The sequence below is a fragment of the Streptomyces cyaneofuscatus genome (genome assembly GCF_033109485.1).
GTDB lineage: Bacteria > Actinomycetota > Actinomycetes > Streptomycetales > Streptomycetaceae > Streptomyces > Streptomyces cyaneofuscatus.
The window spans coordinates 2,372,425-2,386,120 of the sequence record NZ_CP137002.1; the positions used below are offsets into that span (position 1 = coordinate 2,372,425).

Genomic DNA, 13,696 nt, shown 5'->3' on the forward strand with positions numbered 1-13,696 from the left:
CTTTACTCCCCTTCAACACGCATGATGCTGGCGACACCGCGCACGGTGTCGAGCTTGCGCAGCGCTTCGACGGTCCCGGAGAGGGCGGCGTCGGGCGCGCGGTGGGTGACGACGACGAGGGATGCCTCGCCGTCCTTTCCCTGCTGGCGGACGGTATCGATCGATACGCCCTGCTCGGCGAAGACCGTTGCCACCTGGGCGAGGACGCCCGGCTTGTCGGCCACGTCGAGGCTGATGTGGTAGCGCGTGACGACCTCGCCCATGGGGCTGACCGGCAGGCGCGTGTAGGCGGACTCACCGGGTCCGGTGGCCTCGCCCAGTTTGTTGCGGCAGACCGCGACGAGGTCGCCGAGGACGGCCGAGGCGGTCGGGGAGCCGCCGGCGCCGGGCCCGTAGAACATGAGCTGCCCGGCGGCCTCGGCCTCCACGAACACCGCGTTGTACGCCTCGCGGACCGAGGCCAGCGGGTGGCTGAGCGGGATCATCGCGGGGTGGACGCGGGCGGTCACGGAGGCCCCGTCGGCGGCGCGCTCGCAGATGGCGAGGAGCTTGACCGTGCAGCCCATGCGGCGGGCGGAGGCGATGTCGGCGGCGGTGACCTCGGTGATGCCCTCGCGGTGGACGTCGCCGATCTTCACCCGGGTGTGGAAGGCGATACCGGCGAGGATCGCGGCCTTCGCGGCGGCGTCGAAGCCCTCGACGTCGGCGGTCGGGTCGGCCTCGGCGTATCCGAGGGCGGTGGCCTCGTCGAGCGCCTCGGAGTAGCCGGCGCCGCTCGTGTCCATCTTGTCGAGGATGAAGTTGGTCGTGCCGTTGACGATGCCGAGCACCCGGTTGACCTTGTCGCCCGCGAGCGACTCGCGCAGCGGCCGTACGAGCGGGATGGCACCCGCGACCGCGGCCTCGTAATAGAGATCGCGGCCGTACTTCTCGGCTGCGGCGTGCAGGGCCGCGCCGTCCTCGGCGAGCAGCGCCTTGTTGGCGGAGACGACGCTCGCGCCGTTCTCGAAGGCGGTGGTGATGAGCGTGCGGGCCGGCTCGATGCCCCCGATGACCTCGATCACGACGTCGATGTCGCCGCGCTGCACGAGCGCGGTCGCGTCGGTGGTGATCAGTGCGGGGTCGATGCCCTCACGCACCTTCGAGGGGCGGCGGACGGCGACGCCGACGAGCTCCACGGGTGCGCCGATGCGCGCCGCGAGGTCGTCGGCGTGCGTCGTCATGATGCGCGCCACCTCTGAGCCGACCACTCCACAGCCCAGCAGCGCCACCTTCAGCGGACGCGTACGCATCATCCGACCTCGTTTCTCATCAAACTCATGTGTGGACCAGTCTCACTCACCGGACGGGCGTTTCTGACCCCCGTCCGGATCCTGAGATGACTATTTCATCAGCCGACATCGAGACGCAGGAGATCTTCCTCCGTCTCGCGCCGGACGATGACGCGTGCCTCGCCGTCCCGGACGGCGACGACCGGGGGGCGCAGGGCGTGGTTGTAGTTGCTCGCCATCGAGCGGCAGTACGCGCCGGTGGCGGGGACGGCGATCAGGTCCCCGGGTGCCAGGTCGGCGGGGAGGAACGCGTCCTTGACCACGATGTCCCCGCTCTCGCAGTGCTTGCCGACGACCCGGACGAGCATCGGCTCGGCGTCCGAGGTGCGCGAGACGAGCGCCACGCTGTACTCGGCGTCGTACAGCGCGGTACGAATATTGTCCGACATTCCGCCGTCGACGCTGACATACGTCCGCAGCCCTTCGAGGGGCTTGATCGTGCCGACCTCGTACAGCGTGAACGCGGTGGGGCCGACGATGGCGCGCCCCGGCTCGACGGAGATGCGGGGGGTGCGCAGCCCCGCGGACTCGCATTCGCGGGTGACGATGTCGCTGAGCGCCTTGGCGATCTCGTGCGGCTCGCGGGGGTCGTCGTCCGAGGTGTACGCGATGCCGAGGCCGCCGCCGAGGTCGATCTCGGGCAGCTCGACGCCGTGCTCGTCGCGGACCTCGGCGAGCAGCTGCACCACGCGGCGGGCGGAGACCTCGAAGCCGGCCATGTCGAAGATCTGCGAGCCGATGTGCGAGTGGATGCCGATGAGTTCGAGGCTGTCCAGCGCGAGCGCCCGGCGGACGGCTTCGGCGGCCTGCCCGTCGGCGAGCGCGATGCCGAACTTCTGGTCCTCGTGGGCGGTGGCGATGAACTCGTGGGTGTGCGCCTCGACGCCGACGGTGACCCGGATCTGGACGCGCTGGCGGACGCCGTGGCTCCGGGCGATGTGGGCGACGCGGACGATCTCCTGGAAGGAGTCGAGCACGATCCGCCCGACACCGGCCTCGACGGCCCGCTCGATCTCGGCGACGGTCTTGTTGTTGCCGTGGAAGGCGATGCGCTCGGCGGGCATCCCGGCGTCGAGCGCGGTGGTCAGCTCGCCCCCGGAGCAGACGTCGAGATGCAGCCCCTCCTCCCGGAGCCAGCGCACGACGGCGCGGGAGAGGAAGGCCTTCCCGGCGTAGAAGACGTCGGCGTCCGGCCCGAAGGCCTCCGACCAGGCCCGGCAGCGGGCGCGGAAGTCGCTCTCGTCGAGGAAGTAGGCGGGGGTGCCGAACTCCTCGGCGAGCCGGGCGACCCCGATCCCGCCGACGGTGAGGGCGCCGTCCGCGTCGCGGGTGACGGTACGGGACCAGACCTTCTCGTCCAGGACGTTGAGGTCGGCGGCGGGAGCGGAGTAGTGCCCCTCGGTGAGGACGTCGGCGTGACGGGGACCGGCGGGGTGTGCGGAGCGGCTCATGGTGAGGTCTCTCGGATTCTTCGGATTCGTCAGAGGTGCGCGGGCGCGCTGATGCCGAGCAGGGACAGGCCGCCTGCCAGCACCGTCCCGGCGGCTTCGGCGAGGGCCAGCCGGGAGCGGTGGGCGGCCGAGGGTTTCTCGTCACCCGAGGGCAGCGGCGGACAACTGTCGTGGAAGTCGAAGAACGCGTGGGCGACGGCTTCCAGCTGCCGGGCGACCCGGTCGGGCGCGCGGTGACGGGCTGCGGTGAGGAGGACGCGGGGGTGGTCGGCGAGGAGATCGAGGAGGGGGCGGGCGGGGCTTTCGTACGGAGCCGCATCAGTCGCCGGCGTGAACCCGAGGGCGGCGGCGCCCCGGGTGAGCGCGCGGGTCCTGGCGTAGGCGTACCGGACCAGGAAGAGCGGGTTGGCCTCCCCCTGGACGAGCAGCTCGTCGCCGAGCAGGGCGCGGTCGTGCGAGGCGGGCCGCAGCAGCCCCCAGCGCGTGGCGTCGGGGCCGAGCCGCTCCAGCAGCTCCCGTGCGGTGGCTCCGGCGGGCACCGGGCGTACGGGGACGAGCGGGGCGGACGGGCCGGCAGGCGAGGTGACAGGCGGAGCGCCGTACGCGTCGACGGTGACGCCGAGCAGGACCCATTCCGCCTCCCCCGCCGCCGCCCCCATCTCCCCCGCCTCTTCGCAGCTGATCCGGACCCGGGCGCCCTGGGAGACGACGAGCCGGCGCACCGCATCGGCGGTGACCGCGGCGCGCACCTCGCGCGCGTGGTGGAACTGGAGGACCTCGTCCCGGAGCGCGCCCCCGTGTCCGTACGCGCTCCCCTGCTCCCGTACGGCGTCGAGCACAGCCCGGTCGCTGTCGCCGGGGGCGTCGAGGGTGAAGCTCAGAAACCCGGGCCCGGTGATCTCGACCCGCCCGATCCCGGGCTCGGCGGCGACCCGCTCGCGCAGGATCCGCGCGACCTCCAGGGCCGGCAGCCCGGCGTCCCCGGCGAGCTGGAGCGCGACCGCACAGGCGTAGTCACCGCTGCCCCCGGGCCGCGTCCTCTCCACCCGCACGCGCGCGGGCACGGGCGCGCGCAGCGCATTCTCGGCGACCGCGCGGTGCACGGCGTGCAGCACGGTCCGGGAGAGATCGGCGGGGGTCACGGGACAAGCGTATGGGAGGAGGAGGGGCACCCCGCGACCCGGTTTCGCCATGCGGTCAGGTGGTGCCGGTCACCGTGGGTCAGCCGGTGCCTGCCTCCGGAAGCCGGGGCCGGTCAGCCGGTGGTGCTGCCCGCCCGCCCGGCGCCGCTCCGTCCGTCGACCGACGGCCGGCCCTCCCCCGTCGCCAGCCGGTGCACCATCCGCACGAGCTCGCTCGGCTCGAACGGCTTCGCCAGGAACGCGTCGACCCCGGCGGAGACGCCCGCGTCCACCTCGTAGGGCGTGCAGGCGCTGATGACCGCGATGGGCACATGGCGGGTGCGGGGGTCCGAGCGCAGCACGGACGCCGTCTCCAGGCCGCCGAGCCGGGGCATCACGACATCGAGGGTGATCACATCGGGACGGATCCGGTGGACCAGGTCCAGGCAGTCGGCACCATCGGCCGCGGTCACGACCTCGAAGCCCTCCAGCTCGAGATTGACCCTGATCAGCTGCCGGATGACCTTGTTGTCGTCGACAACAAGCACGCGGCCGTACGCCCCTGACACCCTTCGAGAGTAGGTCGGCCCCGGTGACCGCGTCCGGCGTTTGCCCACTTCCGCCCCGGACGGGGGACGGGCTGACGCGACGGAATACCTGTTCACGGAGACCCGTCGGGAGCTGGTAGTGTTTCACCCGTCGCAGAGCAACACCGCGATACGCCCCCGTAGCTCAGGGGATAGAGCATCGGCCTCCGGAGCCGGGTGCGCAGGTTCGAATCCTGCCGGGGGCACTTCTCAGGAAGTGCCGACAAGACCCCGCCACCAGCGTTCACGTTGGAAGCGGGGTCTTCGCGTATCCGGAGGCGGCCACGGCCGTCAGCGGTGCCCGCACAACGCCCGGTGATAGCGGATGTGGTCCTGGTCGATGACGTGGTCGGCATGGAGCTTGAGCTCGTACTCCACGGCCCCGGTCGAATTCCTCCGCACCGTCCAGTCCTCCTCGATGTAGATGGCGAACCTGTCGAACTCGATGTGATGGTTGGGGCACAGGCACAGCAGGTTGGACAGCTGGTCGGGGCCGAGGTGGGGCGCGCCGAGCCCGCGGATGTGAGCCGCCTCGCTGTAGTGGCTGTCCACCGTCTCGACGCGGGCTCCGCACACCTGGCACGCGTCGTCGTACATCTCCTTCATGTGGCGGACGAGCCGCGTGTCCCGGTCGGGCCGGAACGAGGTGTGCCTATGGCGCGGCACGCTCCCTGCGCGGTCGGGAAGCTCACCGCTCGCGCTGGCGTATCCCGCGAGGCCGACGCGCTTCAGCAAGGCCGCCCGATCGACGTCGGGCAGGTGCCGGGAACAGATCAGGCCGATGGCCTCGGCGCGGGCCGACGAGCGACGGAGGACCTTCGCCGCGTCCTTGCCGAAGCCGGCCCTCGCACCGGCGGCGGCCAGCTGGGACGGGGTCGGCGTGCCCTCATGCGTACCGATTCCCTCCACGTCCCAGAGACCGCTGCTGCGCAGGTGCCAGAAGGGGTACTGCGGCGTGACCCGCGAGTTCGGGAGCCCGAAGTCCCGCAGCAGCGGCCCGACCTCCTCGCGGAACGTCTGCCACTCGACCAGGTGGTCTCCCGTCCGTCCCTGCTCGGCGGCCAGGCGGCCGATGGCCCAGAGGAGGGTGATGGGCTTGTGGCGTGACGGTCGCCGGTCCTTGATGTGGGTCCTCAGATTCCTCAACGTACCGAGCACGTCTGCTTCGCCACTGTTCGTCGTCACGCCGAACAGGCTAGCCAGCGGCACTGGCAGTCGGCGCAGGCCCTCGTCCGTCACTCGAATGAGTGGCATGCCCAAATCGCATATGCCATAGGCAAGGACCCCGGGGCAGAATTCGGGCCACCGGCCGCAGTCGGCCCCCGCAGGCCCGGGTGATCGAGCGCCTGTACGGAAAGGATGTCTGCAGAAGCTGGTACTCGGCTGTCCGGAGGGGGACGCATGCGGGGGCACGAGCACAGCAACAACGACCTGAGCGGTACGGTGCACGGCTTCGTGGTGCAGGCGGGGAGCGTGCAGGGGGGCATTCATGTGTCGGGAGGCGCGGCGCGGGAGGAGGTGCCGCCGCCCTGGCAGTTACCGCCCTCTGTTCGGATCACCGACCGCACCGAGGAGCTCCGTGCCCTGGAAGTGCACCGGTGCCGGGCCACGGAGGACGGGCATCCCACGCTGGCGGCGGTGAGCGGGCTCGGTGGGGTGGGGAAGACCGCGGTGGCGCTGGCCTGGCTGCACACGTTGCGGCCGGAGTTTCCCGGTGGTCAGCTGTACGCCGATCTGGGGGCCCAGGCGCCGGATGGTCCCGCCGATCCCGGCGAGGTGGTGGGGCGGTTCCTGCGGGCGCTCGGGGTTCCGACCGGTCAGGTGCCCCCGGCGCTGGGTGAACGGGTCGCGCTCTACCGGTCCCTGACGGCCGACCGGCGGCTGGTGGTGCTGCTGGACGACGCGGCGACCGCCGCCCAGGTGCGGCCCCTGCTGCCGGCGGGGCGGTGTGTGACGGCGGTGACCAGCCGGCGGCGGATGCCGGGGCTGAGCCTCGACGGGGGCCATGTGCTCCATCTGGATCCCCTCTCCCCCGAGGCGGCGGTGGAGTTGCTCGACTCGACGCTCGCCGACGGCCGGGTCGCCGCCCAGCCCGAGGAGGCGCGGGCCCTGGTGCTGCTCTGCGCGGGGCTGCCGCTCGCGGTGCGGATCGCGGGGGCGCGGCTGGCGGCCCGCCCCCGGCAGGGGATCACCGCGATGGTGCGGGCCCTGTCCGAGGAGCACGAGCGGCTGGAGGCGCTGGCCATAGAGGGCGACCATGACGTACGGGCGGCGCTGGACCTGTCGTACCAAGGGCTGCCGCCCGCCGCCGCCCGGCTCTACCGGCTGCTGGGGCTCCATCCGGGCCGGGAGTTCGGCGGGCCGGTGGCGCGGGCGCTCCTCGGTGAGGAGGCCGTCGACGCACTCGACGCGCTGTACGACGCGAATCTGCTCGTCGATGTCGCCGAGGCCTCGGGCGGTGAGCGCTACCGGTTCCACGATCTGGTGCGGCTGCACGCCGCCGCGCGGGCCGCGCAGGACGAGAGCGGTGAGGAGCGGACCGCCGCACTGCTGCGCATCGGCCACCACTATCTCGCCAACGCCCGCCGCGCCGAGGAGATCGTCGAGCCTGAACGGGCTTCCCTGGAGCGGGACTTCGAGCCGGAGTGTGTCGTGGAGGAGGACTTCGGGCAGCGCGGGGCGGAGGCGGCGCTGGACTGGCTGGAGGGGGAGCTGCCCAATCTGATGGCGGTGGTCCGCATCGCCCGTCCGGTGGGCGCCCCGGAGCTCGCCTGGCAGCTCACCGACGCGCTGTGGCCCCTGTTCCCGCGCCGCAAGCGGTACCGGGAGTGGCACGAGGCGCACCAGGAGGGGCTGCTGGCCGCCGAGGAGGCGGGGAACGAGGAGGCCGTCTGCCGGATGCTGACCTCCGGGGCGCTCGGGAAGCTCGCGTCCGGCGCCCCTGCGGAGGGGCTGGAGATGTTCGAGCGGGCCGCGGCCTCCTTCCGGGAGCGCGGGGACACCCTCGGGCATGCCCGGACGCTGAACTACCGGGGGCTGGCCCATCAGCGGCTCGGCCGGCCCGACCGTGCGGCCGAGCTGTTCGCCCGCGCGGCCAGCACCCTGCCCGCCTGCGGCGATCTCCGGGCCGGTGCGCTCGCCCGGCTCAATCTGGCCGATGTCGCCTTCTCCCAGGGGCGGTACGAGGAGGCCGTCGTCGACGCCGAAGCCGCCCGCCTCACCCTGGAGGCAGCCGGCGACCCGTACAACGCGGCACGGGCCGCCGGCCTGACCGGGCGGGCCTGTGTGGGGCTCGGCCGGCTCGGTCACGCGGAGGCCGAGCTGTCGGCGGCGCTGTCCGCGTTACGGGCGCAGGCCGCCGAGTTCGAGGCGGCCCGCGTCCTCGGAGGCCTGGCGCAGCTCTCCGAGCGACGCGGGCAGCCCCATCAGGCCCGGCAGTTCTACCGGGAGGCGCTGTCCCTGTACTCCTCCGTCGGCCGGTCGGGGTCGGCCGACGCGGAGGAGGCGCGGGCCCGGCTCGCGGCCCTGGAGCCGGCACCGCCGGCGCCGCCGGACCCTGAAGCCCCGGAGCCGAGGCCATCGGGGGAAGCCCAGGGCGATGCCGGTGAGTAGCCTCGTACGGTCCTGACGACGCGTACGGCGGCAGGGTCCCAGGCGGCCGGGTCCAGGCCGGCCACCAGCCAGACGTGGGCGACCGAGGCCCAGACCGCCCAGGAGTGTGCCGGCCACTGCGGCTCACGGACCAGCGTCCTGGCCCGGCCGCCGAACCGCAGCCAGCAGCGGGGGCCCCGGTACACGGCCACCACCAGGGCACCGGGATGGCAGTCGGCGAGTCCGGCCGCGTACCGGACGGGGTCCTCGTGCGGCGGTTGCCCCGCCGGCGGGAACTCCGCCACCAGCACATCCGCCAGCAGCGGCAGCGGATGCGGCGCGGAGAGCCGTACGCGCAGGTGCTCGTCGGTGATCCGCGCCGCGCGGTCCGGGTGGAGCAGGGTGGCCAGGGTGCGGCGGACGCCCCGTTGCGGGACGGCCTCGGTCAGGCGTACGGCCGGTGTGGTCATCGGGCGGGCCCCCGTTCGTCGTGGCGTACCGTCACCGGCAGCGCCGCGTGGTCCGTCCGGGGCCGGACGGCGGGGGCGCGCAGCCGGAGCTTGCGGTAGATCAGTGCGCGCATCCGGGTGGCGAACTTGCCCGGCTCCGAGGTGATCCGGGCCGCCACCTGCTCGTACCGCTCCGTGCGGTAGGCCGTGGCGGCGCGGGCGAGCTGGCGGTGCAGAGGGCGGTCGGGGTGCAGCCGGGGGGCGATGGAGGCCAGTTCGGCCGCGGGCGAGCCGGGGTCCAGGTCGGCCTCCGGGACGTTGCCCATGAGGACCGGGACCCCGGTCATCGCCCCGTAGAGCGAGACGGATCCGTGGTCCCCCACGATGTAGTCGGCGGCGACCAGCGCCCCGACCCAGTCGGCGTACTGGCTGACCACCAGGAGTCCCGAGCGCCCGAGGTCGGCGAGCCAGCTGCGGATCTGCCATTCGCCATGGGCGTTCCAGACGTGCGGGTGGAGCAGGAGCGCGACCCGGAAGTCCTCCCGGGGCAGCTCGTCGACCAGCCGTTCCAGCAGCTCCCACCGCCGGCCCAGGAGGGAGCCCGGTCCCCAGGTGGAGCAGCCCAGCACCAGCTGCTGCCGGGCCCCGACGCCCAGGGCGTCGCGGTAGAGCGCCCGTTGGGGCAGGCTCGCGGTGATCCGGTCGAAGCAGGGGTCGCCGACCACCTCGGCGGCGGGCAGCGCCTCGGGGCATTCGCGGCCCAGGCGGGTCAGCTCCTCGTGGTGGGCGAGCACGATCGATTCGGGCACCACCCGGCCGTCCTGGACGATCCACTGCCGGTTGAGTCCGTAGACCGCGCGCCCGGCGACGCGGCGGCCGCGCTGCCCGGCGGGGACCAGCTTGTTGTGCCCGGCGCCGTGCGGCAGCACGATCACCGGGGCGTGTAACTCCTGCAGTCCTCCGTGGGCCGCCGCGAGCGCCAGGTCGAAGGGCATCTGCACCGCCTGGTGCCAGGGCAGGACGAGACCGCCCAGCCGCTCCAGGAAGGCCGCGACCCCGTGGCTGAACACGTCGGGTGCCTGGGTGAAGAACACCTGCACCCGGGCGTCGCCCTCCAGCAGCCGTACGGCTTCGAGCAGCCGCTGGCCCGCGGTGACGGTGTGCACCACGGCCAGGACCTTCTTGCGGGTCCGCCGGGTGGCCCAGCGGTCGACGTCCAGGCGCACCGGTACAAGGGGCCGGTGCGCGTCCGGCATGGTCAGGCTCATCTGATCAGTCCCCGTTTCCGTCGCCGCGGACCGGCAGGCCCGCGGGGGCCGTGGCGAATCGCGGCCCGGGACGCATCTGCCCACCGACGTGGACGGACGGCTTGCAGGAATCCTGCGTTCCAGCTGTAGGGAGAAAGGCGCTGCGCTGTGCGCCCCGCTCACGCCCCCTGTGCGCTCTGGTCCGGGCCGGTGGCTCAGGGAACAGTGGACTGTTCCGCACAGACGTGCGGACGCTGCCGGCGGCGGCAGGAAGTGGCGCACCCATCGGGGGGCGGGATGAACCTTCTTGCTCTGGGACCCCTGGAACTATGGCACGGGGACCAGCAGCACATGCTCGGTTCAGTGAAACAGCGCTGCGTGCTCGCGGTTCTGGTACACGCGCGCGGTGAACCCGTCGCCATGGACACGTTGATGGAGCGGGTCTGGGGCGATGAACCGCCCCGTACGGCCCCGGACACCCTGCAGACCTACCTCTCCCGGCTGCGCGGCCATCTGCGCGACGCCGTGGGCCCGCTCGTCCGGCTGGACCGGGTGCCGCCCCGGCTGTACCAGCTCCGGATGAGCGACCAGAACGACCTGGACCTGGTCCGCTTCCAGCGGTTCCGCACCGAGGCCGCCGAGGCGGCGGAGCAGGGCCGGACGGACTGGGCGATCGGGCTGCTGCGGACCGCCGAGAACCTGTGGCGGGGCGAGCCGCTGACGGAGAGCTCCAGCGAGTGGGCGGCCTCGGTGCGTACGCGGCTGGTGGAGGACCACCGCCATGTCCGGGAGGAGCGCATCCGGCTGGAGCTGGAGCTCGGGCGCCATGCCGATCTCATCGGTGAGCTGCGCGAGCTGGTGGCGGAGAGCCCGCTGGCGGAGGGGGTGGTCGGCTCCCTGATGCTGGCACTCCACCGCAGCGGGCGGCACAGCGAGGCGCTGGAGCTGTACCGCAGGACGCACACCCGGCTGCGCGAGCTGGGCATGGACCCGGGTGCCGACCTGAGGGCGCTGCACCAGAGGATCCTGGAGCAGGACCGGGCGCTGACGGAGCCGCGACCGTCCGCCCTCGCCGTCACCTCCCGTAGCGCGCCACCGCCTCCTCCCCCGCCGCCCGCCGCCGGGCCGCCCGTCACGGTCCCGGCCGCCGCAGCTCCGGCCGTACAGCACCCGCCCCTACCCTCGGTCCGCAACAACCTCCCCCGCGACACCAGGGACTTCACCGGCCGGGAGCGGGAGCTGGAGCTGCTGCGCGACGGGCTCACCGGTGACGGGTACGCGCTGCCGCTCGCCGTGCTCCACGGGATGCCCGGCATCGGCAAGACCGCGCTGGCGGTGCATGCCGCGCACCGGCTGGCCAACGCCTATCCGGCCGGCCAGCTGTACGTCGATCTCCACGGGTTCAGCGGACGGCGGCCCGTCGACCCGGCCGAGGCCCTGGCCTTCCTCCTGCACGCAGCTGGGGCCCCCGGCGAGCTGCCGGAGACCCTCGACGAACGGGCGGCGGAGTGGCGGGAGTGGACCGCGCGCAACCGGGTGCTCGTGGTGCTCGACAACGCGCGGGACGCCGCCCAGGTCCGGCCGCTGCTGCCCGGCTCGGCCGGCTGCCTGGCGCTCGTGACGAGCCGCAACCGGCTCTCCGGGCTGGACGGGGCCACCTCCCTGCTGGTGGACGCGCTGCCCGGCCAGGAGGCGGCAGCCCTGTTCACGCGGATCGCGGGCACCGCCCGCACCTCCCGCGATCCGGACGCGCTGACGCTGCTGGTGGAGGCCTGCGGCCGCCACCCGCTGGCCACGACGCTGCTCGCGGGCCGCTTCCGGCACCGGCAGATCTGGGACCTGCGCCACCTCCTGGAGCGGCTGGCCCAGTCCCTCGATCCACTGGACGAGCTGGATGAGGAGGTGTTCGTCTCGGCGTTCCGGTTCTCCTACGCCGAGCTGGCGCCCGGGACGCGCCGGCTGCTGCGCCTGCTCGCCCTGCACCCGGGGCCCGACATCACGGCGGCGGCCGCCGCCGCCCTCTCGGGAACGGGGACCGGGTCCGGGGGCGCGGAGGGTGTGCGGCGCAGCATCGAGGAGCTGCTGGACTGCCATCTGCTGGCGGAGCCGGTGCTCGGCCGCTACCAACTGCACGACCTCACACGGGCGTTCGCGCTGCGCATGTGCTCCGCCGAGGAGTCGGAGAGCGCTCGCGGCGAGGCCGTCGGCAGGCTCCTCGGGTACTACCTCACCTCCGCGCACCGGGCCCACCGCCTCACCCATCCGCGCCGCAGAGCCCTGGAGCCCGAACAACTCTCCTTCTACGCTGCCGAGTTCGGCGACGAGCAGGAGGCGGTGGCCTGGCTGGAGGCCGAGCGGACCAACTTGCTGGCCGCCGCCCGTACGGCCGCCACGGAGGACCTGAGCCATGCGGCGCTCTTCCCGCACGCACTCGCCCCTTCCCTCCGGATCTGGGGCAGTTGGGCCGTCACCAACGAGCTGTACGGCGCGGCCGTGGCGGCGCTGCGCTCACGGGGCGAGCCGCTGCTGCTGGCGCAGACACTGGTGGAGGCGGCGGCCGTGCTGGCCCAGACGGGGCACGGGGAGGCGCTCAGCTGCGCGGGCGAAGCGCTGACCCTGTTCCAGGACCTCGACGATCCGGCCGGGTGCGCCGACGCCTCGTTGCAGGCGAGCCGCGCCCACCTGGCCGCCGGCCACACCGGCCCGTCGCTGCGGATGGCGGCGCGGGCCCTGGACCTCTACCGGCAACGGGGCGACCTGCACGGCGAGGCGGAGTGCCTCAATGTGGAGGGGGCGGCGCTCCACCACGAAGGCCGGTACGACGAGGCGCTCGGCCGGGCGCGCCTCACGCTCCGGATGCACGAGGGGACGGGGGACCTCCTGGGACAGATCCGCGCGCTCAACAACATCGGCGAGATCCACCGCCTCCAGGGGCGCATCGCGCACGCCCACGACCACTTCGAACGGTCGCGGGTTCTGGCCCAACTGCACAGCGGAGCGCAGGAGTTGGCGATACTGGACATGAATCTCGGTGCGGTGTCCCAGGCCATGGGCGACACCCCCCGGGCGCTGGCCGGTTTCCGGCGGGCACTGGAGAGCCATCGCGGCCGGGGAGACGCGCTGGGCGAGGCGAACGCGCTGATCAGCATGGGGTCCGCCCACGCCGACAACGGGGACGGCGGCGAGGCGCTGCTCCACTTCACCCTCGCGGAAGAGGTCGCGCGGAGCATCGACAGCGCCTACGAACGCACCCGGGCCCTGCTCGGCGTGGCCGACGTCCACGAGTCGGCGGACCGCCCGGACGTGGCGTTCGAGGTCTACGGCCAGGCGCTCGACCTGGCCGAACGCACCGGCTCCCGCCCGGCCGCGGCCCGCGCGCTGGCGGGGCTCGCCCGTACGGCACGGAGCCTGGGGCGCGACGAACCGGCCCGGGAGTACGGCAGGAGGGCGGTGGAGGTGTACCGGAGTCTGGGCTCCGAGGCCGAGGCGGAGAGCCTGCGGCGTCTGCTGCTGGGGGGAACGAGAAGGACCGGCGCCTGAGCCCTGCCCGGGTGCCGGTCCGTTCGGCCGTGATGCGGATCAACCGCCGGCAACGTGGCCCGTCGGGCCGGACAGTTTCACCACATCCACTGAAGGAGCTTGTAGAACATGTGCCTGACAACTTTCTTAATTCTGGGCCTAGTTGACCGCTCTCGGGGCGTCGATGATCCGACAACGCGATCATGGCATAGGCGGTAGGCGTACAAATACCGAACAAGGATCCCCGTTCGAGTGAATCGCTTGCGACCCACTTGGCCAACACTTGTCACTCCGGGCGCATTTCGCCACATAGGCCGTTGGCCGATACGGCAATCCGCGCGAAATGCCGATGCGGTCACGCGTGAACCGAGGTGGCCCCGGGCATGTTTTCGGCGACTTG

The 13,696-nt window shown here is 73.0% G+C and carries 8 protein-coding genes and 1 tRNA gene; 3 read left to right on the top strand and 6 right to left on the bottom strand.

Going from position 1 to position 13,696, the window contains the following annotated elements; translation table 11 throughout:
* Window positions 1-2: 2 nt before the first annotated feature.
* The 4 genes from R2B67_RS09845 to R2B67_RS09860 form a co-directional block, all read right to left on the bottom strand.
* Window positions 3-1,292, bottom strand: a complete 1,290-nt coding sequence (locus R2B67_RS09845; RefSeq protein WP_317824814.1) for a homoserine dehydrogenase — start codon at window positions 1,290-1,292, stop codon at window positions 3-5.
* Between the two features lie 98 nt (window positions 1,293-1,390).
* On the bottom strand, window positions 1,391-2,782 hold the full coding sequence (lysA, locus tag R2B67_RS09850; protein WP_317817343.1) for a diaminopimelate decarboxylase: 1,392 nt from the start codon (window positions 2,780-2,782) through the stop codon (window positions 1,391-1,393).
* 29 nt (window positions 2,783-2,811) lie between these two features.
* Window positions 2,812-3,924 carry an ArgS-related anticodon-binding protein NrtL gene (gene nrtL, locus R2B67_RS09855; RefSeq protein ID WP_317817344.1) on the bottom strand — a complete coding sequence of 371 codons (1,113 nt, stop codon included), beginning with the start codon at window positions 3,922-3,924 and terminating at the stop codon, window positions 2,812-2,814.
* Between the two features lie 113 nt (window positions 3,925-4,037).
* Window positions 4,038-4,472: a response regulator gene (locus R2B67_RS09860; RefSeq protein WP_317817345.1), complete on the bottom strand. Its 435-nt coding sequence runs from the start codon at window positions 4,470-4,472 to the stop codon at window positions 4,038-4,040.
* 152 nt (window positions 4,473-4,624) lie between these two features.
* Between R2B67_RS09860 and R2B67_RS09865 the strand changes: the two genes are divergently transcribed.
* Window positions 4,625-4,696: transfer RNA gene (locus tag R2B67_RS09865), tRNA-Arg, on the top strand.
* An 85-nt stretch (window positions 4,697-4,781) separates the two neighbouring features.
* On the opposite strand, the gene R2B67_RS09870 is transcribed toward R2B67_RS09865, so the two are convergent.
* Entirely contained in the window at window positions 4,782-5,675 is an 894-nt protein-coding gene (locus tag R2B67_RS09870; RefSeq protein ID WP_317817346.1) for a phosphorothioated DNA-binding restriction endonuclease family protein, read from the bottom strand.
* A gap of 216 nt (window positions 5,676-5,891) precedes the next feature.
* Between R2B67_RS09870 and R2B67_RS09875 the strand changes: the two genes are divergently transcribed.
* Window positions 5,892-8,102 carry an ATP-binding protein gene (locus R2B67_RS09875; RefSeq protein ID WP_317817347.1) on the top strand — a complete coding sequence of 737 codons (2,211 nt, stop codon included), beginning with the start codon at window positions 5,892-5,894 and terminating at the stop codon, window positions 8,100-8,102.
* A 445-nt stretch (window positions 8,103-8,547) separates the two neighbouring features.
* Here R2B67_RS09875 and R2B67_RS09880 read toward each other — a convergent pair whose 3' ends face one another.
* The gene (locus R2B67_RS09880) at window positions 8,548-9,798 is read right to left on the bottom strand and encodes a hypothetical protein (RefSeq protein ID WP_109979571.1); all 1,251 of its coding nucleotides are present in this window, start codon (window positions 9,796-9,798) and stop codon (window positions 8,548-8,550) included.
* 330 nt (window positions 9,799-10,128) lie between these two features.
* Here R2B67_RS09880 and R2B67_RS09885 point away from each other — a divergent pair, with 330 nt between their 5' ends.
* Window positions 10,129-13,317 (top strand): AfsR/SARP family transcriptional regulator, encoded by a 3,189-nt coding sequence (locus tag R2B67_RS09885; RefSeq protein WP_317817348.1) that lies wholly within the window; start codon window positions 10,129-10,131, stop codon window positions 13,315-13,317.
* The last annotated feature ends 379 nt before the right edge of the window (window positions 13,318-13,696 follow it).